Below are 21926 nucleotides of genomic sequence, written 5' to 3' on the forward strand. Positions count from 1 at the left end.
TCTATGGGAACGAAGCCGTGTGCTTCGCGGGCGCAGAACGAGCGCCGGAATTAGGGAGGCACGTGATGCCACAGCGGACCCGTCGATTCAAGGGCGCGCGCCGGAAATGAAACGGGCGCCGAAGCGCCCGCCTTTTGCATCATTCCGCTGCGATCGCCGTCGGAAGTTCTTCTTCCGGATCCCGCTTCTTCCGGCGTCCGAAACTTTGGACCCAATTATTCAGCCTGCCCATCTCGATGAAGATGACGGGCGTGATGAAGAGCGTCAGCGCCTGGGAAACGATCAAGCCGCCGACCACCGCAATACCCAATGGCTGGCGCAATTCCGAGCTGGCGCCGGTGCCGAGCGCGATCGGCAACGCGCCGAGGAGTGCGCAGAACGTCGTCATCATGATCGGCCGGAAACGGCGTACGCAAGCTTCGTGGATCGCCTCCGTAGGTGTCATCGACGTCGATCTGAGGTTTTCCAGCGCCACGTCGATCATCATGATCGCGTTCTTCTTGACGATGCCGATCAACATCAGCAGGCCGATGAGGGCGATGATCGAGAGGTCGAAGCCCATGACCTTCAGAGCAAGCAGTGCGCCAAGGGCGGCGGCGGGAAGGCCGGAGAGGATCGTCAGCGGGTGGATGAAGCTCTCGTAGAGCACGCCGAGGACCACATAGATCGTCAGCACGGCGGCGATGATCAAGAGCGGCGTGTTGCCCTGCGACTGCTGGAAGATCTGCGCCGAGCCGCCATAGGACGTGAAGACATCCGACGGCATGTTGATGTCCTTCTTGATCTGGTCGATCGCCGCCGTCGCATCGCCGAGGGATTCCCCGGCCGGCAGGTTGAAGGAGACCGTGGTCGAAACGAGCTGGCCCGTCTGGTTGATCGTAACCGGACCGGTCGTGCGCTCGACATGCGCGAAGTTCGAGAGCGGCACGAGGCTGCCGTTGCCGGAGGCGACGCGGATTTCCGCAAGCTTCTGGTCGTCCCATGGCTTGCTGGTTTCGTATTCGACGATGACGTCGTAGCTGTCGCCGGTCGACTGGATTTCGGCGGCGGTGTAGCCGCTGAAGGATTCCTGCAGCGTGCGGCGCAGCTGGTCGTTGTCAATGCCGTAGGCAGCCGCCTTTTCGGAATCGATGACGATGTTTGCCTGCAGCGCATTGTTCTGCGCGTCCGTCGTCACGTCGGTGAAGCGCCGATCGGCCCTGAGTGCCGTCTGGATCTTGTTGGCCCAGAGGTTGGTCTGGTCGGCATCGAGTGCCTGGACGATGAGCTGATACTGGCTCGCCGTCTGGCGGCCGCCAAAGCGCAGGCTCTGGTTCGGCGTGACGAAGGCCTGCAGGCCGGGGATCTTGTTGATCGCCGTGCGCAGCTCGCGCAACGTCTGGTCAAGCGGCGGACGCTGGTCCTTGTCCTTCAGTTCGACGAACATCGTGCCGTTGTTCAGCGGCTTCCGGGCATTGCCGCCGACCGTCGACATGACATGGTTGACCGCCGGGTTCGCCTTGACGATGGCGGCCGCCTGCTGCTGCAGGGCCTCCATCGCCGGATAGGAAATGTCCTGGCGGGCCTGGGTGGTGACTTGCAGGCGGCCGATGTCTTCCTGCGGAAAGAAGCTCGCCGGCAGCGTCATGAAGAGATAGCCCGTCAGCGCGATCGAGGCGAGGAAGACGCCGAGGACCGCAGGGCGGTTGCGAAGACACCAGCCAACGCCCCGGTCATAGCCGCGCAGCGTCCGCTCGAAGCCGGCATCGAAGATGCGTACGAAGAGCGGCGGCTGGCTGTGGTTCGGAGAAAGCCGCGAGCCGAGCATTGGCGTTACCGTCAGCGAAACGACCGCCGAGGAGATGATGGCGATCGCCACCACCATGCCGAACTCGTTGAAGACGCGGCCGACGACACCGCCCATCAGCAGGATCGGGATGAAGACGGCGATCAGCGAGACCGACATCGAGATGATCGTGTAGCTGACTTCGCCGGCGCCTTTGATCGCCGCTTCCCGCACTGGCATGCCGTCCTCGACATGGCGCAGGATGTTTTCCAGCATGACGATCGCGTCGTCCACCACGAGCCCCACCGCGAGCGTCAACCCGAGCAGCGAGATGTTGTCGATACTGTATCCCAGCACGTACATCATGCCGAAGGTCGAGATCAGCGATAGCGGTACGGCAAGACCCGGGATGATCGTTGCCGCCAGGTGGCCGGTGAAGAGGTAGATGACGAGAACGACGAGGCCGATCGTCAGGAGCAGCGTGAACTTCACGTCGGCGATCGCATCGCGGATCGGCTTTGCCGCGTCGTTCATGACGACGGTCTTCACCGAAGGCGGGATTTCGGCGTGAAGCTGTGGCAGCTTGGCGTTGATCGCGTCGACAACGTCGACCGTGTTGGCATCCGGCTGGCGCTGGATGGCGAGGATGATGCCGCGGTTTCCGTCGTACCAGCTGCCCGTATATTGGTTCGCCACGCTGTCCTGCACCTCGGCGATATCGCCGAGATGGATCGGCGCGCCATTCGGCGTCGCGACGACGAGTGAGCGGAATTCCTCGGCATTGGTGCGCTGCGTGTCGGCGTTGATCGTCATCGACTGCGAATTGTTCTGCAGCGTGCCGACCGGCGCCTGGCTGTTGGCGGCGGCAATCGCCTTGTTGACGGTGTCGATGCCGATGTTGCGCGTCAGCAGCTTGTTCGGATCGACCTCGACCCGCACGGCATAGGTCTGTGCGCCGAAGACGGTCACTTCAGCAACACCCGGCAGTGTCGAGAGGGTCGGCGAGATGATGTCCTCGGCGATCTCGTCGAGCTTGCTGCGCGGCATCGTATCGCTTTGGACCGCAAGCAGCATGATCGGCGCGTCGGCCGGATTCGTCTTGCGGTAGCTCGGCGGCGTCGTCATGTTGTCCGGCAGTTGCCGGGTCGCGTGCGAGATCGCCGCCTGCACGTCGGCGGCGGCCGCGTCGATGTTGCGGTTCAGGTCGAACTGCAGCACGATGCTGGTATTACCGAGCGAACTCGATGCGCTGATTTCGCTGATGCCGGGAATGGTCTCGAACTGCTTGATGAGCGGCGTGGCGACCGAGGTCGCCATGCTCTGCGGCGAGGCGCCGCTGAGTTGCGCCGAAACGTTAACGGTCGGAAAGTCGACCTGAGGCAGGGCGGCGACCGGCACGAGCTGATAGCCTGCGAGGCCGGCAAGCACGACGCCGATGGCAAGGAGCGTCGTTGCGACAGGGCGCCGGATGCAGAGGTTTGGAATCATTGCTGATCCCCCGTCGCCACCGTCTCCATCTGCCGCGGTTCATCGGCCGAGGCGACGTTCAGCACCTTGTCGTCGAACTTCTCGTTGATCGCCTGCTGGTCGTTGAGCTGGCCCTGGCCTTCGATGACGACATGGTCGCCTTCCGAAAGGCCGGAAGCGACCGCCGTGAAGCCGCCGTTCGAGCGGGCGACTGTGACCGGCGTCAGATGCGACTTGCCGTCCTTGGCGACGAAGGCGAAGAAGCCGTCCGGACCGGGGCTGACGGCCACGGTCGGCACGACGACCTGCTGCTCGTCATTGCTGAAATGCACGACGATGTTGACCGACTGGCCGGGCCATAGGGCGCCGGAGGCATTCTCGAACTTTGCCTTGGCGAGGATCGTGCCCGATGCCGTATCGACCGTATTGTCGTAGAAGCTGATCTCGCCCTTGCGGATTTCGCCCTTGGTCGAATCGGGCGCCGTACTCACCTCGACGGGGCCGGCGGCAAGCTCCTGCTTCAGCTCGTGCAGGTAGCGCTCCTGCAGGTGGAACTTCACATAGATCGGATCGTACTTGGCGATGGTAACGATCGCCGCACCAGCGTTGACGAAGGCGCCTTGGCTGACGGCGATGTCGCCAAGGCGGCCGTCGAAGGGCGCGCGGATTTCCGTATGTTCGAGGAGCACCTGATCGGAGGCGAGCGTCGCCTTGTCGGCTTCCACCGTCGCGGCCGCCGTGTCGCGGGCGGCCTTGGCCTGGTCGTAGGTCTGTTGCGTTCCGGCATTTCGCGTCAACAGATCCTGCGCGCGCGTCAACGCCGTCTCGGCTTCCGCGAGTGTTGCGCTGTCGCGGACGATCATCGCATTGTCCTTGTCGACCGTGGAGCGGGCCGTCCGGTCGTCGAGCTTGGCGATCAGGTCGCCGGCCTTGACCGTTGCGCCGTCCTGGGCGGCGATGCTGACGACGAGGCCCTGTTCCTGCGCGGCGATCGTCGTATTGTCCTCGGCGTCGGCCCATCCCGTGGCCGTGACGTCCATCGGCAGTGTCGTTCTGACGGCTGCGACCGTCTTGACGACCGTCGGGCCGCCACCGCCCCGCCGGTTACGCTGCCCGCCGCCTTGCCGGCCGGTTTGCGCCTGGCCGGCGGCCGTCTGTTGCGCATCGCCGCCTTGGTCGGCGGGCTTCCTGATCAACTGCGAGACATAAGGAAGTTGTGCGACAAACGGGATCCTGTAGCCAAATTGCCAGACGCCAATGGCAGCTACAGCAATAACGCTAGCGGTTATCCAAGATTTCTTCATTCGTGAGACCGGTGTTGGCGGGGGTTGCGCGAAGTTTTCCGGTCCCAACTGTGCCACAGATACTGCAGCGCGAAAACGCTGCACCCTTTCAATAACTCGTTATAATCCCTTACAATTTCGTAATGATCGAATATTCGCTTTCGGCACCTGCCTTTAGACCGACCGTGCTGCGCCACCGTCGCAGCGGATCAGCGAGCCGGTGATATAGCTTGCCGGCTGGCTGCAAAGGAAAGCGGCGGTCGCGGCGAACTCCTCCACCTTGCCGTAACGACCGGCAGGAATGCGCGCTTCCTTGTCGCTGCGGATCTCCTCCATGCTTTTGCCGGTACGCTTGGCGGCCGCGCCATCGAGGTCATCAAGGCGTGCTGTCAGGATGCTGCCGGGAAGAAGAAGATTGGTGGTCACACCGTAACTTGCGATTTCCGAGGCGAGCGTCTTGCTCCAGCCAGCAAGGGCAGGGCGCAGCGTGTTGGAAAGCGCCAGGTTCGGAATGGGCTCGATGACGCCGGACGACGCGACCGTGAGGATACGTCCCCAGCCTTGCTCCTTCATGCCCGGAAGCAGGGCGTTGGTCAGCGAAATCACCCGCAGCACCATGGAGAAGAAATAGGTCTCCAGCTTCTCCGCCGTCATGTCCTCGGTCGTCCCCGGCGTCGGGCCGCCGGTATTGTTGACGAGGATATCGAGGCCGCCGAGTTTCGCTTTCACGGCGGATGTCACCGTCTCGACAAACTTCTCGTCGGCGAGGTCTGCCCAGATCCAGTCGGCCTTGCCTTTGCCTTCGGCGTTGATTGCCTTGCAGTTCGCTTCGAGCTGCTCGCCGCTGCGGCCGCAAAGAAGCACGTTCGCCCCTTCGCGCGCCAGCGCCACCGCGATGCCGAGGCCAAGCCCACGCGATGAAGCCAGAACGAGTGCGCGTTTGCCGGCAATACCGAGATCCATGATGATGTCTTCCCTGAATGATAACCTGTGAAAGCCCTTGCGGCCGCTCTGCTACGTAAATGGCACTTTGCCCGGATTGAAAAGATTGGCCGGATCAAAAAGCTGTTTCAGGCGGCGTGCTATTTCCACCTTCGTTGGATTTGCATGCGCAAGATATCCGTGCCGCTTGTCGAAACCGACGCCGTGTTCGGCGGAAAAGCTGCCGCCGCTCGACGTGATGCCTTCGTAAACAGCATCGTCGATGGCGCGCTTGCGGTCTTCCGAGTCGATGTCACCGCGATCGATCGCGATATGCAGATTGCCGTCGGCGACGTGGCCGTAGATGAAAGGGCGGTAATCCGGATCGATTGCCGAGAGCCGCCGCTGCAACGTGGCGACATAGGAATCGATCGCGAGCGGCGGAATGGAGACGTCGTAGGACGGTGCATCGGGAAAATCGCGGTAGATGAACTCCGACTGCTCCCGCAACGCCCAGAAACGGCGGCGCTGATCATGCGACTGCGCGATGATTCCGCCTGCAATGGTTGCGCGCTCCCAGATCTCCGCAAGGACGCCTTCCAGGCTGGCGGCGGCCTCGGCTTCACTGGCGGCAGAAATCTCCACGAGCAGCACAGCGTCCGCATCGCCTTCGAGCCATCCGAGATGCAGTCCCTGGACCGAGGCGCTCCGCTCGTAGAAGCGCCGCCACATCAACTCCGCGCCTTCGAGACTGATGCCTGCTTCCGATTCGAGCCGCGCAATGACGGCAAGCGCTGATCCGGCGCCGGAAACGCCGAGCAGCGCCGTCGCCCGGAATGCCCGGATAGCCTCGAGCGTGATGACGGCGCGGGTGATGAAGCCGTACGCGCCTTCCGCGCCGATCAGCAACTGCTTGATATCAGGCCCGGCACTGACCTTCACGACGCGGGTCATGTCGTCGACGATGGTTCCATCGGGCAGCACGGCTTCCAGGCCGAGCACCAGATGGCGCATGACGCCGTTTCGAAAGGCGAGAATGCCGCCCGCATTGGTCGAGATCATGCCGCCGATCGTGGCGGTGCCCCGTGAGGCAAGGTCGATGCCTGGTATCAGGCCCAAGCTGGCCGCTGCCGCCTGCAGGGCCTCCAGCGTAACGCCCGCCTGGACAGTGGCGGTCCTTTCTGCGGCATCCACTTTTTCAATCGTCGTCAGCCGCGACGTGGACAGGATGAGCTCGCCTGCTCTGCTGACGGCACCTCCCGCAAGTCCCGTCCGGCCACCTTGTGGTACGATCGCGACCCCATTTTCACCGCACCAGCGAATGGCGGCCGAGGCCGCTGCGGAGGAGGACGGAAGGGCCATGACCCCGGCGCCGAAATTCTGCGGATGCTCGCCCGGATCGCGCCCCTTGAGGTCGTCGGGTCCAAGCACGGTGAGTTCCGCGTGAAGGCCGCGAAGTGCTGCGTGGATCTCGTCCGCTGTCAAAAGCGCCTGCCTTTCCTTTCCGCCTTGAAAGGCTCTAGTCCGGAACGGCAACGTCAATCAAGCCGTCAATTTATATGACGTTGACGTAAGGGTAATTGATTCATATCCTCCGCCAATTGGCATTGTGCGAATTGGAGGATTGGCTGTCGCTTCCCGGCTCGACAATGCTTTCCGGTTTTGACAAGAGAAGACCTGATATGGGGTTGTGGCCGCTTTGCGCGGCCGAGCGGAGACGGATGAATGACCGAGGTAACTGAGCTACCTGAACGCGAGGCGATGGAATTCGACGTGGTGATCGTCGGTGCCGGTCCGGCTGGCCTTTCGGCCGCCATACGTCTGAAACAGGTCAATCCGGAACTCTCGGTCGTCGTGCTGGAAAAAGGCGCCGAAGTCGGCGCCCATATCCTCTCCGGTGCTGTGGTAGATCCCATCGGCATCGACCGGCTGCTGCCCGGCTGGCGCGAGGAGGAGGGTCATCCGTTCAAGACAGAAGTGACGGCCGACCACTTCCTGGTGCTCGGCCCGGCAGGCTCGGTTCGCTTGCCGAACTTTATGATGCCGCCGCTGATGAACAACCACGGCAACTACATCGTCTCGCTCGGCAATGTCTGTCGCTGGCTGGCGACAAAGGCAGAGGAACTCGGCGTCGAGATCTATCCGGGCTTTGCCGCAACCGAAGTGCTCTACAACGACGAAGGCGCCGTCATCGGTGTCGCCACCGGCGACATGGGCATCGAGAAGAACGGCGAGCCGGGCCCGAACTTTACCCGCGGCATGGAACTTCACGGCAAATACGTGCTGATCGGCGAAGGCGTGCGCGGTTCGCTCGCCAAGCAGCTGATCGCCAAGTTCGATCTGTCGCGGGGTCGCGAGCCCCAAAAATTCGGTATCGGCCTCAAGGAGCTCTGGGAGGTCAAGCCCGAGAACCACAAGCCCGGCCTCGTGCAGCATTCCTTCGGCTGGCCGCTCGGCTTCAAGACCGGCGGCGGCTCGTTCCTTTATCACCTGGAGGACAACCTCGTCGCCGTCGGCTTCGTCGTCCACCTGAACTACAAGAACCCCTATCTCTATCCATTCGAGGAGTTCCAGCGCTTCAAGACGCATCCGGCGATCCGCGGCACCTTCGAGGGCGGCAAGCGGCTCTCCTATGGTGCGCGCGCCATCACCGAGGGCGGATACCAGTCGGTGCCGAAGCTCTCCTTCCCGGGCGGAGCGTTGATCGGCTGTTCGGCCGGTTTCGTCAACGTGCCGCGCATCAAAGGCAGCCATAATGCGGTGCTGTCGGGCATGCTGGCGGCCGACAGGATTGCCGAAGCGATTGCGGCCGGACGCGCCAATGACGAGGTCGTGGAGATCGAAAACGACTGGCGCGCCAGCGACATCGGCAAGGACCTGAAGAAGGTGCGCAACGTCAAGCCGCTGTGGTCGAAGTTCGGCACGGCAATCGGCGTGGCGCTCGGCGGCTTCGACATGTGGACCAACCAGCTCTTCGGCCTTTCGATCTTCGGCACGCTGAGGCACGGCAAGACGGATGCCCAATCGCTCGAACCTGCCGCGCAGCACAAGCCGATCGCCTATCCCAAGCCGGACGGAGTCTTGACCTTCGACCGCCTCTCCTCGGTGTTCCTGTCGAACACCAACCACGAGGAAGACCAGCCGGTGCACCTGCAGGTCAAGGACATGGATTTGCAGAAATCGTCCGAAAACGACGTCTACGCCGGCCCCTCGACGCGCTACTGTCCGGCCGGCGTCTACGAATGGGTGGAAAAGGACGGCAAGGAAACCTTCGTCATCAACGCCCAGAACTGCGTCCACTGCAAGACCTGCGACATCAAGGACCCCAACCAGAACATCAACTGGGTGCCGCCGCAGGGCGGCGAGGGGCCTGTCTATCCGAATATGTGAAGGTCAGGCGTTGCTCAGGCTCCGGCCCAACGCCCACGCCGTCTTTTCGAGTCGCTTATCTCTGGTCCAGAGGCGTGCTTCAGGTGTCAGCAGGACGGAGGCCAGCAGGTGTGCGTCGACATAGCCGATGCCTATGCCAAAAAGCTTTCGCTGTTTGATAAGGTGGAGAACATCTTCATCTGACGCTTTGACGGCCTTCGGCAAAAGCTCAAGGCTGCTCAGCACCAGGTCATATTGCGGTAGGTTGCCGAGGCTGATTTCACCGATAATGAAAGGATGAGAGAGAACTTCCCGTGCTTCCAGAAAATCGCGCAAATTTGGATCACTTGCCCGCAGATGGTCGACCCATACCGAGGTGTCGACAAGGATCATTCGTCGCCCAGCCTGCGGCGCGGCGGTGCAACCAAATTGGGTGCGCTTCCGCCGAGCCGGGCAAGCGTCCGCGCCGCCTCGCGTTCGACGAGAGCGCGGAGCGCTTCCCGAACAATCAAGGACGTTTCCGCAATACCGGTCGCGTCACGCGCTTTTGACAAAAGTTCGTCGTCGATGCTTAACGTTGTGCGCATCACCTGTCTCCTACGCATCAAAATTAGCATCACATGATGCCGCTTTCAATGCATCGGAAAAGCGGAAATGAGCACTCGGCGGGCAGGCCGGCTTTTCTAGCGTCTCCGAGCCGCGATGCCGGTCGAAAGCGCAACGCCGATCCCAGTGATGACGGCGGCGGCAATCTCGGCGACGCCGATTTCCTCTCCGAGCAGCACGCCGCCGCCGATCGTGGCCAGCACCGGCGTGATCGCCGTGAAGGCGGCCGCCTGTGTGCCACCCAAAGCATGCACGGCAAGGCCATAGGCAACGGTTGCGGCAAGACCCGAGAGGACACCTTGGGTCAGCATCTGCAGGCCGACCTCGGCAAGCGGGGCGCTCGCGATGGACGTGCCGAAGATGAAGGCAAGGCCGGCGTGGATCAGAAATGACCAGATGGCGATGATCGCGCTTGCCTGCACTGCGGTCAGGCCGGAGCGCCGGAAGGCGTGCGTGTAGGCTGCCCAGAGGATTGCGCCCATCGGCAGCAGGACGAAGCTGGTCCAGGGGAGGGCAGTCCCTGCAAGGCTGCGGACGAGCAGAATGGCGACGCCCACGACGATCGCGGCCAATCCTAGCCAGCGCGAGACATCCGGTCTTTCGCGGAAGATGACGACGCCGATGAGGGCGGCAGCGAGCGGCATCGAGCCACCGAGCAGAATTCCGGCCGCAGACGCAGGGGTCGAATGAATCGCCGAAGTGGTCAGCTGGAAGAAGACGGCGCCGGCGCCGGCGACCATCATGGCAAGCAGGCCAAGCGGCACCCCCTTCGGTAACAGGCCGGTCTTCAGCCAGACCGGTGCCAGCACGAGCGCCGGGATGCCGTAGCGGATCAGGCCGATATCGATCGTCCCGAGCTGTGTTGCGGCGCTGTGACGTGTCGCAAGGATCCAGGCAGCCCAGATCAGGACCGTAACAACGGCGCCCGCATATCCGACGGACGTCGAGGCGGATTTGGCATTGTTGGTGAAGGCAAGGACGCTCATGGATCTATCCTCTCATTGTCATCGGATCGCTGTCCGGTTGAGAAAAGAATAGGCGAGAAGCGCGGGGCATATCCTTGCTATCTGTGGCGCGAAAGCAGTATCATCGGCAATGTTATGCCAAAAGGCACCGGGGATTTTAGCAATTATGCCAAATCTCGATAAATTTGACTTGGCGATACTGAAGTGTTTGCAGGAGGATGCGCGGGCGACCAACGTCGAGATTGCCGAGAAGGTCAATCTGTCGCCGTCCCCCTGCCTGCGCCGAATCCGCAACCTCGAAAAGACGGGCGTCATCCGCGGCTACCGCGCTGATATCGACCGCAAGGAGGTTGGCCTCGGCTTGACGGTTTTTGTCGAACTTAAGGTCGCCCACCACAGCCGCGAGAACGCGCAGGCGCAGGAGGCGGCATTGCTTGCCATTCCCGAAGTGGTCTCGTGGTTCCTGATCTCAGGAACGGCGGACTTCCTGGCGGAAGTCGTGGTCGAGGACCTGGCCGCTTACGAGCGGCTTCTCACCGATACGCTGCTGACCTTGCCGAATGTCAGCGACATCCGCTCGAACTTCGCCATTCGCAGCATGAAGACTCACGGGCCGTTGAAGCTGCCCGAAGGAAAATAAGGTGAGTTTTTTTGTAAACTTTACTTGAAGTCTGCACGTCAATTCTGTAGCGGAAAATTTAAAAGCGGGAGCTGCCTCCCGTCGCCCGTTTCAGCTGGGAGTTTGACATGAGCATATTGCAGAACCCGATTTCACGCCGCCATTTTGGCCTCCTCCTCGGCGCCGCCGCAGCGGCAGCCGCAACCAGGCCGGCCTTCGCGCAAGATTCAGCCCGCACGATCAAGCACCAGCTCGGCTCGACCGACATCAGCGGCAAACCGCAGCGCGTCGTCGCGCTGGAATTCTCGTTCGTCCAGGCGCTGGACGCCATCGGGGTCGTACCGGTCGGCGTCACTGACGACAACCAGCCGAAGCGTATCGAGCAGCTGCTCGGCAAGAAGATCAACTACAGCTCCGTCGGCACGCGCCTCGAGCCGAATCTCGAGCTTGTCAGCGCCCTGACGCCCGACCTGATCATCGCCGATGAAATCCGCCATTCCGCCATCTATTCGCAACTCAGCGCCATTGCTCCGACGATCGTGCTGAACAGCTGGGAGGGCAGCTACCAGACAATCAAGGACGGCGTCGTCATCATCGCCGATGCACTGGGCGACAAGGCGAAGGGCGAGAGGGCGGTTGCCAATCACGAGGCGGCAATCGCGGCCCTCGTCGCCAAAATTCCGGCGGGCGAGAAGCGCGGCTTCCTTCTGGCGGTCGCAACGCCCGATTCCATGAGCCTGCACACCTCGTCGTCCTTCACCGGCTCCGTCTTCAAGGCGATGGGACTGACGCCGGCGGTCGACTCCTCCGATGCCGTGGAAAGCGGCGCAGGCTTGGAGCGGCTGATCGCCGTCAATCCCGATGTGCTGCTGGTCGCAACCGATGCCGGCGGCACGGTGCTCGACCAGTGGAAAGGCAACAGCGCCTTCGCCAACGTTTCCGCGGTCAAGGACGGCAAGATCTTCGAGGTCGACCGCAATCAGTTCTCGCGCTTCCGCGGCCTGAAGACGGCCGAGATGGTTGCTCGGGAAATCCTGGCCAAGGTTTACAGCGCAGCGTGAGCGGCAGTGAGCGGCAAGGCGGCAACGATGGCAGTTAAGGCGGGCTGGCGGCTGCAGCCGCTCACCCTTGGCTGCCTGCTGTTTGCCGCTCTGGTTGCGGTGATCGTCGCAGCCGTCTCCTTTGGCGTTTCGGAACTGCCGGTTCTGCGCGCCCTTTTCCTCTTTATCGCGCCCGATGGCTCGCCGGACAGCGCGCTCGTCTGGGACGTGCGCCTGCCGCGTGCGCTGCTCGCCGTCATGGTCGGCGCCAATCTGGCGGTCGCGGGCGTGCTGATCCAGACCCTGACACGCAACCCGCTCGCCTCGCCGCAGACCTTCGGCATCAATGCCGGGGCGTCGCTTGTTATCGTCCTCTGCCTGATTGCTTTTCCGCCCTTGAAGGGAGCGGGCACCGTATGGCCGGCCTTCGCCGGTGCCGCTGCCGTCGGGCTTGCCATGTGGGCGCTTTCGGTCTCGGGCGCCATGAACGACATGAAGCTGGCGCTCGCAGGCATTTCCATCCAGCTCGTTCTTGCGGCCCTGGTTCAGGCAATCCTGATCGCCAACAATGCTGCGCAAGATATTGTCTACTGGCTGGCCGGATCGATCAACGGCGCCCAATGGGAAAAGGTCTGGATCATCCTGCCCTTCACCCTCATCGGCGGCGGCGCAGCACTTCTGGCCGGGCGCCATTTCGGCGTGCTGGCGCTCGATGAAACGACAGGCCTTTCTCTTGGGCAGAACGCCACGCGGGTCGGCGGGCTGGCGGCGCTGCTGATCGTCGTGCTGGCCGGTTCGGCCGTCGCCGTCAGCGGCCCGATCGGCTTCATCGGCCTGCTCGTGCCGCATATCATCCGGCGCATAGCCGGCGGCGACCAGCTGACCCTGATTGCGCTGAGCGCCATCGCCGGTCCGCTGCTGCTCAATGCCGCCGATCTCGCGGGCCGCGTTGCAGCCTACCCCTCGGAAATGCCGGTCGGCATCGTCACTGCGCTGATCGGCGCCCCGACTTTTTTGCTGATCCTCTGGAGGCAGCGGATCCGATGAACGCGCTTGCCGGACGCAACATGCGGGCGCTGACGGTCTGCTTCACCATCGCCTCTCTTATTGCGGTCCTTGCCGTTCTCGGCATGACGATCGGGGCTGTGACGCTGAGTATTGCGCAGGTGCTGGACGGTATCGGCGGTGGCAAGAACGCTTTCATCGTCATGCAGTACCGGGTGCCGCGTGTTGCCGTCTCGATCCTTGCAGGCGCCTCCTTCGGCCTCGCTGGCGTCTTCCTGCAGGGGGCACTCCGAAACCCGCTGGCCTCGCCGGATGTCGTCGGCATCACCAAGTGCGCCGGCCTCGGCGCCTTCCTTGCCGGGATGATGGCGCCTCCCGCTTGGGCGATCTGGGCGATACCGGCAGGCGTAGTGGTAGGGGCAATTCTTGGCGCCGTCCTATTGCTCTCGATCGGCCGTGCCTTTGGCGGCGGCATTGCGGCGCTTGCGCTCGTCGGCGTCGCGCTCGGCATGCTGGCGCAGGCACTGATGCAATATGTGATGGTAATCTTCCCGACCCGTGCCGACCAGTCGATGGTCTGGCTTGCGGGCAGCGTCTACGGTAGTTCCGGGACCGACGTGCTGATCCTCGGTCTCTGGCTGCTCGCCTGCCTGCCGCTCATTCTGCTGGCTGCCGCGCGCCTCGATGCCGGCGGCTTCGGCGACGATACGTTGATCAGCCTCGGTATGTCGCCCGGCTGGCTGCGCGGCGGGCTGATTGTCGTTTCCGTGCTGCTCTGCGCAGGCGCCGTTGCCAGCGTTGGCAGCATGGGGTTTCTTGGCCTGCTCGCGCCGCACGCGGCCCGCCTGCTCGTCGGTCCCCACGCCAGACATCTCGTGCCCGCCAGTGCGCTGATAGGAGCTCTCGCGCTCTCGGCTGCCGATCTTGCCGGACGGCTCGTGGCGCTGCCGAACGAGATCCCGGCCGGCATCGTCGCCGCGGTGATCGGCGGGCCTTATCTGATTTTCCTGCTCATCAAGGAGACCGGCCGCCATGAGTAACGCCGCGCAATCCCGCCTTGCCGGAGAAAGGCTGACCCTGGGCTACGCCGCTCTCCAGGTGCTCGAAAATGTCGATGTCTCCATTCCCGATGGTCGCATAACCGCGCTGATCGGTGCGAACGGCAGCGGCAAGTCCACTCTGCTCAAGGCGCTCGGCCGCATCATCGAACCCGCATCCGGCACCGTCTATCTCGACGGCAAGGAGATATCCGCGATGCAGGGCAGGGCGATCGCCCAGAAGCTCGCATTGCTGCCGCAGAGCCCGGTCTCGCCGGATGGTCTGACGGTGCGCCAGCTCTGCCGTTTCGGCCGCCATCCGCACAAGGGCCTGCTGTCGCGCACCAGCGCGCATGACGAGGACGTGGTGGATGGAGCACTTGCCGCCACCGGGCTTACCGATCTAGCTTCGCGGCCGCTCGACCGGCTCTCGGGCGGCCAGCGGCAACGCGCCTGGATCGCGATGGCGCTAGCGCAGGAGACGCCGATCCTGCTGCTCGATGAGCCGACAACCTATCTCGATATCGCACACCAATTGGAGGTTCTGGAGCTGCTGCGCGAGCTCAATCGCGATCGCGGCTGCACCATCGTCATGGTCGTCCACGATCTGAACCACGCGGCCCAATACGCCGATCACATCATTGCCGTTGCGGATGGCGGCATTCACGCGGCAGGAAGCCCCGGCGAGTTGCTGACGCCGGAGCTCATCAAGGCAGTCTTCGGGATCGACGCCGCGGTCGTCCCGCATCCTGTGGACGGCACCCCGCTTTGCCTTCCGCTCGCCCCTGCTAGAGAAGCGTCCCGCTGAGGATCAGCAGCGCGACGGAGAAGTAGATCACCAAACCGGTCACATCGACCAGCGTCGCGACGAAGGGAGCCGATGCCGTTGCCGGATCGAGCCGCAGGCGCTGCAGCAGGAACGGCAGCATCGAGCCCGACATCGAGCCGAAGGTGACGATGCCGACGAGCGCCGCAAAGACGGTGATGCCGACCAGCACCCAGTGCGGGCCGTAATCGTAAAGCCCGGCCGTCTGCCAGAAGATGACGCGGAGCATGCCGACGAGACCGAGGATCGCGCCGAGCACGAAGCCGGTCGGCAGTTCGCGCAGCAGCACCCGCCCCCAATCGGACAGCTTGAGTTCTCCGACCGCCAGCGCACGGATGATTAGCGACGTCGCCTGCGAACCGGAGTTGCCGCCCGAGCTCATGATCAGCGGAATGAAGAGCGTCAGCACGACGGCCTTCTCGAGTTCTCCTTCGAAATGCTGCATGGCGCTTGCCGTCAGCATTTCGCCGAGGAAGAGGGCACAGAGCCATCCGGCGCGCTTGCGGATCATGCCGGCGAAGCCGACCTTCATATAGGGCTTGCCGAGCGCTTCCATGCCGCCGAATTTTTGCGCGTCCTCGGTCGTATCGGCAATCATCGTATCGATGACGTCGTCGACGGTCACGATGCCGAGCATATGGCCGTCGTCACTGACGACCGGCAGCGCCAGAAGATTATGCTTGCGGATCAGCCGTGCGACCTCCTCCTGCGTCATCAGCGGGTCGCAGCGAACAACCCCTTCCTTCTGCGCAACCGTGAGAACGGATTCGCCGGGATCGCCGGTGATGAGGCGGCGCAGTGTCACGACATTGGTCAGCACCTGCGTTAGCGCGTCGAGGACGTAGATCGCATAGACCGTCTCGCGTGAGCGTTCGACTCGGCGAACGTGGTCGAGCGTCTGCTGAACGGTCCAGCTATCCGGCACGCTGACGAACTCGGTCGTCATGATGCCGCCTGCCGTACGCGGCGGGTAGCCCATCAGGTGCTTTACGGCGAGCGCCGTGGGGCGGTCGAGTTTCGCGAAAAGGGTGGCGCGTGAATCCTCGTCCAGTTCATGGAAGATGTCGGCGACGCGGTCGTTCGCGGTAGAGTTCAGCAGCCGCGCGGCATGCTCGACCGGCATTTCGGCGAGGATTGCGGCAGCGTTGTGCAGTTCCGGCCTGCCGAGAATGCGGACGGCCTTCTGCTGCGGAAGCGTAGCGAGGATGGCCGCTGCCTCCGGGATTTCGAGTCCGTTCAGACGCTCGACGCGCTCTGCGGTGGTGACCGCTCCGAGGCTGTCGCTGGCGAAGAAACGGGCGGCATGTCCTGCCCGCAGGGGGAAGCGATTGAAGTTCATTAGCTCGCCTTTCCGTCGATCCGCCGTAGCGTCCGATCGGGCGAGCCCGGAGCAACCAGGTTAGCGCGAAAGGGCCGCGTACGGCAAAGGCAATCGACTGCTACTGTCGCTTGGCATCTGATTGATGGCTCCGTTGATATCCGCGGTCTGACGAGCGTCATCCGCGTGTCATACTACGTGGTCCTGAACACTGAAAAAGTCAACTAGGATAGATGGTTAATGGCAGAATGCCGCACCGTCAGGCGCGGCATTCTTTGCGAACATGATTTACCGGATGTTTCCGGAAAGGCGGCTGGCGCAAAAGCGGTTCAGAAGCCGGCGAGAACAGCCTTGCCCTTCATCCTGCCGCTCTCGATCATCCCATGCGCCTTCTTCAGGTTGGCTGCGTTGATCGTGCCCACCGTTTCGCTTAGCGTCGTGCGGATCTTGCCACTATCGACAAGCTCGGAAATCTTGTTGAGCAGCTTATGCTGTTCGATCATGTCCGGCGTCGAGAAGAGCGACCGGGTAAACATAAGCTCCCAATGCACCGAGACCGATTTACGCTTGAACGGCACGACATCGAGCACCTTCGGATCGTCGATCAGTGCGAAGCGGCCCTGGGGCGCGATCGCCTCGACGATGTTGGCGATGTGAGAATCCGTATTGGTGGTCGAGAAGATGAAACCCGGTGCGCCGATGCCGAGTTCCGCGATCTGCGGCGCGATCGGCCTCGAGTGATCGACGACATGGTGCGCGCCGAGTTCCTTGACCCATTCCTGTGTTTCCGGACGGGAAGCGGTCGCGATGATCGTCAGGTCCGTCAGGGCTCGGGCGATCTGGATGGTGATCGAGCCGACGCCACCAGCGCCACCGATGACAAGCAAAGACCGTGCGCCGCCGGGCACCGGATCTTGAACCTTGAGCCGGTCAAACAGTGTTTCGTAAGCAGTGATCGACGTCAGCGGCAGGGCGGCAGCGGCCGCGAAATCCAGGCTTTTGGGCTTGCGACCGACGATGCACTCGTCGACGAGATGAAACTCCGCGTTCGAGCCAGGGCGGTTGACCGCACCAGCATAATAGACTTCATCTCCGGCCTTGAAGAGCGTGACGTCAGGCCCGACGGCCTTGACGATGCCGGCGGCGTCCCAGCCCAGCACCTTGAGTTCATCGCCAGCGGGCGTCACGCCGGCGCGCACCTTCGTATCGACAGGATTGACGGAAACGGCCTTGATCTCCACGAGCAGGTCGTGACCCTTCGCTTCCGGCACCGGCAGGTCGACATCGATAAGCGAGGTTTCGGCGGAAATGGGCTGCGGGGTCTTGTAGGCGACGGCGCGCATGGGGAAACTCCTGTGTTCGTTGCACAGAGGCTAGATGCGTCTTATACTTCATAAGCGCAAGAATGCACAAATTCTGTACGTAGTACCAAAAAGGATACTGTCGAATGTCGCTGCCCCGCGCCAAGCTGACGAAGAATTTCCCCGGCTGCCCAGTCGAAGCAACGCTGAGCTATCTCGACGGAAAGTGGAAGGGCGTGATCCTGTTCCATCTGATGGATGGAACGCTGCGCTTCAACGAGCTTCGCCGCAAGCTCCCGGCGGTGACGCAGCGTATGCTCACCAAGCAGTTGCGGGAACTGGAAGAATCCGGTCTCGTTTCGCGCACCGTCTATCCGGTCGTGCCGCCGCGCGTGGAATATGCGCTGACCCCGCTCGGCGAAACGCTGAGGCCGGTCATTCGTGCGCTGGCGGCCTGGGGTGACGAATATGTCTTCTGCCGCCCCGATGGCATGGAGCTGCGCGATCCGTCATGCGCTCCCGTTACGGCGCTCAAGGCGTAGCGAGGCGGCGAACACGAACATTCCGAGGAACGACAGGAACGCGCCGACATAACCGGTGGCCGCAAAGCCATAGCCCCAGGCGATGACGAGACCGCCGAGCCAGGCTCCGAGGGCATTGGCGATGTTGAAGGCGGAGTGATTGGAGGCGGCGGCAAGCGTCTGCGCATCGGCCGCTACATCCATCAGCCGGGTCTGCAGGGCAGGACCGGCGGCAAAGCCGCAGCCGACGAGGAAGACGCAGAGCGCCAGCATGAACGGGCTTGAGGCGGTCAGCGAAAACAGTGTCAGCACGACGATGTTGAAGACCAGCGAGCCGCCGATCGTGCCCATGATCGACTTGTCGGCGAGCCAGGAACCAACGATGTTGCCGGCGTTCATGCCGAGGCCGAAGAGGACCATCATCACAGCGACCATGCTTTCGGGCAGCATCGCGACCTTCATCGTCGTGCCGGCGATATAGCTGAACATCGCGAACATGCCGCCATAACCAACGGCTGCAATGCCGAGCGTCAGCAAGACTTGCGGCCGCCGGAAGGCGCCGAGTTCGCGCAGGAAGCTTGCGCCGTCATCCACCTGATCACGCGGCACGTAGTACCAGATGAGCGCGACCGTCACGAGCCCGATGACGCCAACCGACGTGAAGGCGACGCGCCAGTCGAGCGACTGGCCGAAGACGGTTGCGAGTGGCGTGCCGAGCAGGGTTGCGATCGTAAGGCCGAGCATTACCCGGCCGACGGCGCGGGCTCGCTTGTGCACCGGCACCATAGAGGCGGCGACAATCGCGGCGACGCCGAAATAGGCGCCATGCGGCAGGCCGGTAATGAAGCGCAGGGCGATGAAGCTCTCGAAGGTTGGCGCCAGGGCGCTCAGAATGTTGCCGACTGCAAAAATACCCATCAGCAGGAGAAGCAGCGAACGGCGCGCCATCTTGGCCGCAAGGACAGCAATCACCGGAGCGCCGATGACGACCCCGAGCGCATAGGCGCTGATGACGTAACCGGCCTGCGGTGTCGTGACCGAAAAAGTATCGGCCACATTCGGCAGCAGCCCCATGATTGCGAACTCACCCGTGCCGATGCCGAAGCCGCCGCAGGCGAGCGCCAGCTGCACCAGCGCGACTGCCATGGGCGAGGGGGCTTCCGAAACCGGACTGGAATCGATGGAATCGTCTACGGCGATCTGGCTCACGGGAGCTCCTGAGGCATGTCTCAATGGCAAACGATCCGGAAGCTTCGTGTTCGCAGGATGGTCGGCCGGGCTATGGCGGGAAGGGAGGTACGTACCTCCATCTTCACTCTATCCCTGATTGCCCGCAAAGCGTCGAGTGCGTTTTTTGCAGTGCAGCGTCCTGCTATCTGCATATGTCCGTTGCAATATTTGCGTTTGTGCGTTTCGCGGGCCTGCCTCGCCGCCGGAACACGACGCTTGAAATGAAGGAGGCTCAGACCAACTTACGCACACAGGATTGAGACGCGCGATGCGGGAGCAGCACGCCTGATGAAGCTTGTAGGTTTTTTCAACAAAGACGGCGGTACCTTCAGAACCACCGATATGGAGGCCTATGAGAAGCGGGCGGAGGCGACCTTCCGGGAAGCGGGTCATGACTTCGAGGCCATCGTCTTTTCCGGCAAGGAGATCGTTCCCGCGATGGAGCGCGCTGCCCGGCGCGACGACATCGACGGCATCGTTGCCGGCGGCGGCGACGGCACCATTTCGGCAGCGGCATCGATCGCCTGGAAGAACGGTGTTGCCCTTGGCGTGATCCCCGCCGGCACCATGAATCTCTTCGCCCGCTCACTGAAGGTGCCGCTCGATATCTGGCAGGCGCTTGATACCCTGGCTTTTGGCGAAGTCGATCATGTCGACATTGCAAGCGCCAACGGCCGGCCCTTCATCCACCAGTTTTCGGCGGGGCTGCATGCCCGTATGGTGCGCTACCGCAACTCCTTTAGTTACCGCTCCCGCCTCGGCAAGATGCGCGCCAGCGTCCGTGCAGCCTTCGGCGTCATTCTGAATCCGCCCGAGTTCGAGGTCGACTTTGAAGCGGCCGGCGTTCACGAGCGTCGCCGGGTATCCGCCGTCTCGGTGTCAAACAACCCCTTCGGCGCGAACGCCTTGCTTTATGCAGACAGCCTCACCAGCGGCGAACTGGGTTTTTATACTGCCAACCCCTTGAAACCGCTCGGCGTCGCGCGCTTGGCCGTCGATCTGCTAAGAGGCAAGGTGAGGGAAAATGCCGACGTGATGATCATGCATCCGGCGGAAGTCCATCTCCACTTCCCCAAGCTGCGTGCCAAGGCAAACTGCGTCATGGACGGCGAGCTTCTGCCGCTCGAGCGCGACGTATTCATCAAGCTGCATCGCGAAGAACTGAAGGTGCTCGTGAAGCAGGGCCTTGCCTCGCAGATGGAGGAGGCCGAACGCCGCGAACCGGCGGCGTGGCTCTAAATTCGCGGCAGATAGGTCCGGTAATCGAAGTCAGACACGGTACGCAGATAGGCCAGCGCCTCCTTGTATTTCGTGTCGCCATAGAGCTTCTGATAGCGCTCGCCGAAGACGTCCTTGATGAAGGGCGACGCGCGGAAGGCTTCGACCGCCGTCAGAAAATCATGCGTCAGCCGTTCCGTCTTCTCCGGGGCATGGGACGGCGTCGTCTCTTCGCCGGGATCAAGCTCGTTGTCGAGGCCGAGCAGCATTCCGCCGAGAATTGCCGCAAGCAGCAGATAGGGGTTGGCATCCGCGCCGGCGACGCGATGCTCGATGCGCGCTGCCGGCCCGTTGGCGTCCGGAATCCGGATTGCCGTGCCACGGTGTCCTGTGCCCCAGGTTAGATCGACCGGGGCGAAGGAGCCCGGCTGAAAACGGCGATAGGAATTGGCGAAGGGCGCAAAGACGAGTTGCGCCTCGCGCATCGTGTCGAGCATTCCGGCACAGACGGATTTCAGCCTCTTCGGCTCTCCGCCCTTCGCATCGAGGATGTTGCGGCCATCCTTGTCGATGATGCTGGCATGCACATGCAGGCCGGACCCGGCATGGTCGGAATAGGGTTTGGCCATGCAGGTCGATTTGAGGTTGTGCTTGCGCGCCGCCTGTTCGACGATGCGCTTCAGGTAAATGCAGTCGTCGGCCGCCGCCAGGGCATCGGGCCGGTGCAGCAGGTTGATCTCGAACTGTCCGGGGCCGAACTCGGCTGTTGTCGCATCCGCCGGCAGGCTCTGCGCCTTTGCATAGGCACGCACTGTCTGGAGATAGTCGTCGAGCGCATCGACGGCGCTCATGTCGTAGAGCTGGAAACCGTTCGGTTCGCCGCGATAGCTGAGGCTTTTGGGCGGCGAGGGCCGACCAGTATCGCGCCAGTCCGGCTCCACCACATAGAATTCGAGTTCCGTCGCGACGACCGGCGTGAGACCGCGCTCATCATAACGCTTCAGCACCGCGGCCAGGATCGCCCTCGGATCCATGAAGCTCGGGCTGCCGTCGAGTTCGTGCATCGTGGCGAGCACGTGTAGCGACCCTTCCGGCGCCCAGGGCATCGGTGCAAGGCTGCGCGCATCGGGAAGGCAGTTGCCGTCCGGATCGCCGATCGTCAGCGAGAGGCCGGTGATGTCGTCATTGTCGTCGCCCCAGATATCCAGCGATTGCGTCGAGGTGGGGAGGCGCACTTCGCCTTCCCAGATTTTCTTCTGGGCGTCGAGCGGGATCTGCTTGCCGCGCAGGTCGCCGTTCATGCCGACGATCAGGATCTCGATCCGCGGTTCGCCCTCCGCAGCTTTGCCGTGCACGATGTCAGCCGTCATGATCTTGAAAATCCCCTCGGACAAGGCCAAGGTCGTAGCTCATTGAGACGAGCCTTTCAATCTCA

General features: G+C 62.7%; 19 protein-coding genes. 8 read left to right on the forward strand and 11 right to left on the reverse strand.

Going from position 1 to position 21926, the window contains the following annotated elements; translation table 11 throughout:
* Positions 1 to 139: 139 nt before the first annotated feature.
* From HGP14_RS05840 to HGP14_RS05855, 4 genes are all read right to left on the reverse strand, one after another.
* Entirely contained in the window at positions 140 to 3253 is a 3114-nt protein-coding gene (locus tag HGP14_RS05840; RefSeq protein WP_168828923.1) for an efflux RND transporter permease subunit, read from the reverse strand.
* Positions 3250 to 4536 (reverse strand): efflux RND transporter periplasmic adaptor subunit, encoded by a 1287-nt coding sequence (locus HGP14_RS05845; RefSeq protein WP_168828924.1) that lies wholly within the window; start codon positions 4534 to 4536, stop codon positions 3250 to 3252. The genes HGP14_RS05840 and HGP14_RS05845 overlap by 4 nt, the downstream gene beginning before the upstream one ends.
* Before the next feature lie 153 nt (positions 4537 to 4689).
* Positions 4690 to 5478, reverse strand: coding sequence for an SDR family oxidoreductase (locus HGP14_RS05850; protein WP_168828925.1), 789 nt, complete (start codon positions 5476 to 5478; stop codon positions 4690 to 4692).
* A 51-nt stretch (positions 5479 to 5529) separates the two neighbouring features.
* On the reverse strand, positions 5530 to 6921 hold the full coding sequence (locus HGP14_RS05855; protein WP_168828926.1) for an FAD-binding oxidoreductase: 1392 nt from the start codon (positions 6919 to 6921) through the stop codon (positions 5530 to 5532).
* Between the two features lie 240 nt (positions 6922 to 7161).
* Here HGP14_RS05855 and HGP14_RS05860 point away from each other — a divergent pair, with 240 nt between their 5' ends.
* Positions 7162 to 8826 carry an electron transfer flavoprotein-ubiquinone oxidoreductase gene (locus tag HGP14_RS05860; RefSeq protein WP_168828927.1) on the forward strand — a complete coding sequence of 555 codons (1665 nt, stop codon included), beginning with the start codon at positions 7162 to 7164 and terminating at the stop codon, positions 8824 to 8826.
* A gap of 3 nt (positions 8827 to 8829) precedes the next feature.
* Here HGP14_RS05860 and HGP14_RS05865 read toward each other — a convergent pair whose 3' ends face one another.
* From HGP14_RS05865 to HGP14_RS05875, 3 genes are all read right to left on the reverse strand, one after another.
* On the reverse strand, positions 8830 to 9198 hold the full coding sequence (locus HGP14_RS05865) for a type II toxin-antitoxin system VapC family toxin (RefSeq protein WP_168828928.1): 369 nt from the start codon (positions 9196 to 9198) through the stop codon (positions 8830 to 8832).
* Positions 9195 to 9392: a type II toxin-antitoxin system VapB family antitoxin gene (locus HGP14_RS05870; protein WP_168828929.1), complete on the reverse strand. Its 198-nt coding sequence runs from the start codon at positions 9390 to 9392 to the stop codon at positions 9195 to 9197. The genes HGP14_RS05865 and HGP14_RS05870 overlap by 4 nt, the downstream gene beginning before the upstream one ends.
* A gap of 96 nt (positions 9393 to 9488) precedes the next feature.
* Positions 9489 to 10397 (reverse strand): DMT family transporter, encoded by a 909-nt coding sequence (locus HGP14_RS05875; protein ID WP_168828930.1) that lies wholly within the window; start codon positions 10395 to 10397, stop codon positions 9489 to 9491.
* 145 nt (positions 10398 to 10542) lie between these two features.
* Here HGP14_RS05875 and HGP14_RS05880 point away from each other — a divergent pair, with 145 nt between their 5' ends.
* From HGP14_RS05880 to HGP14_RS05900, 5 genes are all read left to right on the forward strand, one after another.
* Entirely contained in the window at positions 10543 to 11016 is a 474-nt protein-coding gene (locus HGP14_RS05880) for an Lrp/AsnC family transcriptional regulator (RefSeq protein WP_168828931.1), read from the forward strand.
* Between the two features lie 107 nt (positions 11017 to 11123).
* Positions 11124 to 12056, forward strand: coding sequence for an ABC transporter substrate-binding protein (locus HGP14_RS05885; protein WP_168828932.1), 933 nt, complete (start codon positions 11124 to 11126; stop codon positions 12054 to 12056).
* A gap of 27 nt (positions 12057 to 12083) precedes the next feature.
* Positions 12084 to 13082: an iron ABC transporter permease gene (locus HGP14_RS05890; RefSeq protein ID WP_168828933.1), complete on the forward strand. Its 999-nt coding sequence runs from the start codon at positions 12084 to 12086 to the stop codon at positions 13080 to 13082.
* Complete coding sequence (locus HGP14_RS05895; protein ID WP_168828934.1) at positions 13079 to 14080, forward strand: FecCD family ABC transporter permease; 1002 nt, start codon at positions 13079 to 13081, stop codon at positions 14078 to 14080. The genes HGP14_RS05890 and HGP14_RS05895 overlap by 4 nt, the downstream gene beginning before the upstream one ends.
* Positions 14073 to 14885 carry an ABC transporter ATP-binding protein gene (locus HGP14_RS05900; RefSeq protein ID WP_168828935.1) on the forward strand — a complete coding sequence of 271 codons (813 nt, stop codon included), beginning with the start codon at positions 14073 to 14075 and terminating at the stop codon, positions 14883 to 14885. Before HGP14_RS05895 ends, HGP14_RS05900 begins: the two co-directional genes overlap by 8 nt.
* Here HGP14_RS05900 and mgtE read toward each other — a convergent pair.
* Together mgtE and HGP14_RS05910 are read right to left on the reverse strand one after the other, a co-directional pair.
* Complete coding sequence (mgtE, locus tag HGP14_RS05905) at positions 14866 to 16242, reverse strand: magnesium transporter (RefSeq protein ID WP_168828936.1); 1377 nt, start codon at positions 16240 to 16242, stop codon at positions 14866 to 14868. The two genes, HGP14_RS05900 and mgtE, sit on opposite strands and share 20 nt — an antisense overlap.
* A 308-nt stretch (positions 16243 to 16550) precedes the next feature.
* A complete protein-coding gene (locus tag HGP14_RS05910; RefSeq protein ID WP_168828937.1) occupies positions 16551 to 17564 on the reverse strand; it encodes a zinc-binding alcohol dehydrogenase family protein in 1014 nt (337 codons plus the stop codon).
* Positions 17565 to 17668: 104 nt separating this feature from the next.
* Between HGP14_RS05910 and HGP14_RS05915 the strand changes: the two genes are divergently transcribed.
* Positions 17669 to 18064: a helix-turn-helix domain-containing protein gene (locus tag HGP14_RS05915; protein WP_168828938.1), complete on the forward strand. Its 396-nt coding sequence runs from the start codon at positions 17669 to 17671 to the stop codon at positions 18062 to 18064.
* On the opposite strand, the gene HGP14_RS05920 is transcribed toward HGP14_RS05915, so the two are convergent.
* Positions 18032 to 19252: an MFS transporter gene (locus HGP14_RS05920; RefSeq protein WP_168828939.1), complete on the reverse strand. Its 1221-nt coding sequence runs from the start codon at positions 19250 to 19252 to the stop codon at positions 18032 to 18034. The genes HGP14_RS05915 and HGP14_RS05920 overlap by 33 nt on opposite strands.
* Positions 19253 to 19561: 309 nt before the next feature.
* Between HGP14_RS05920 and HGP14_RS05925 the strand changes: the two genes are divergently transcribed.
* Positions 19562 to 20512, forward strand: a complete 951-nt coding sequence (locus HGP14_RS05925; protein ID WP_168828940.1) for a diacylglycerol/lipid kinase family protein — start codon at positions 19562 to 19564, stop codon at positions 20510 to 20512.
* On the opposite strand, the gene HGP14_RS05930 is transcribed toward HGP14_RS05925, so the two are convergent.
* Entirely contained in the window at positions 20509 to 21891 is a 1383-nt protein-coding gene (locus HGP14_RS05930) for a glutamine synthetase family protein (RefSeq protein ID WP_409527062.1), read from the reverse strand. The genes HGP14_RS05925 and HGP14_RS05930 overlap by 4 nt on opposite strands.
* Positions 21892 to 21926 lie beyond the last annotated feature (35 nt).

It is taken from the genome of Rhizobium sp. P32RR-XVIII, from assembly GCF_012641395.1.
GTDB lineage: Bacteria > Pseudomonadota > Alphaproteobacteria > Rhizobiales > Rhizobiaceae > Rhizobium.

Excerpts from the sequence above, each read along its gene's own strand:
- HGP14_RS05840 (WP_168828923.1), bottom strand. The coding sequence starts at position 3,253 with ATGATTCCAAACCTCTGCATCCGGCGCCCTGTCGCAACGACGCTCCTT.
- HGP14_RS05845 (WP_168828924.1), bottom strand. The coding sequence starts at position 4,536 with ATGAAGAAATCTTGGATAACCGCTAGCGTTATTGCTGTAGCTGCCATT.
- HGP14_RS05850 (WP_168828925.1), bottom strand. The coding sequence starts at position 5,478 with ATGGATCTCGGTATTGCCGGCAAACGCGCACTCGTTCTGGCTTCATCG.
- HGP14_RS05860 (WP_168828927.1), top strand. The coding sequence starts at position 7,162 with ATGACCGAGGTAACTGAGCTACCTGAACGCGAGGCGATGGAATTCGAC.
- HGP14_RS05865 (WP_168828928.1), bottom strand. The coding sequence starts at position 9,198 with ATGATCCTTGTCGACACCTCGGTATGGGTCGACCATCTGCGGGCAAGT.
- HGP14_RS05870 (WP_168828929.1), bottom strand. The coding sequence starts at position 9,392 with ATGCGCACAACGTTAAGCATCGACGACGAACTTTTGTCAAAAGCGCGT.
- HGP14_RS05875 (WP_168828930.1), bottom strand. The coding sequence starts at position 10,397 with ATGAGCGTCCTTGCCTTCACCAACAATGCCAAATCCGCCTCGACGTCC.
- HGP14_RS05880 (WP_168828931.1), top strand. The coding sequence starts at position 10,543 with ATGCCAAATCTCGATAAATTTGACTTGGCGATACTGAAGTGTTTGCAG.
- HGP14_RS05885 (WP_168828932.1), top strand. The coding sequence starts at position 11,124 with ATGAGCATATTGCAGAACCCGATTTCACGCCGCCATTTTGGCCTCCTC.
- HGP14_RS05890 (WP_168828933.1), top strand. The coding sequence starts at position 12,084 with ATGGCAGTTAAGGCGGGCTGGCGGCTGCAGCCGCTCACCCTTGGCTGC.
- HGP14_RS05895 (WP_168828934.1), top strand. The coding sequence starts at position 13,079 with ATGAACGCGCTTGCCGGACGCAACATGCGGGCGCTGACGGTCTGCTTC.
- HGP14_RS05900 (WP_168828935.1), top strand. The coding sequence starts at position 14,073 with ATGAGTAACGCCGCGCAATCCCGCCTTGCCGGAGAAAGGCTGACCCTG.
- mgtE (WP_168828936.1), bottom strand. The coding sequence starts at position 16,242 with ATGAACTTCAATCGCTTCCCCCTGCGGGCAGGACATGCCGCCCGTTTC.
- HGP14_RS05910 (WP_168828937.1), bottom strand. The coding sequence starts at position 17,564 with ATGCGCGCCGTCGCCTACAAGACCCCGCAGCCCATTTCCGCCGAAACC.
- HGP14_RS05915 (WP_168828938.1), top strand. The coding sequence starts at position 17,669 with ATGTCGCTGCCCCGCGCCAAGCTGACGAAGAATTTCCCCGGCTGCCCA.
- HGP14_RS05925 (WP_168828940.1), top strand. The coding sequence starts at position 19,562 with ATGAAGCTTGTAGGTTTTTTCAACAAAGACGGCGGTACCTTCAGAACC.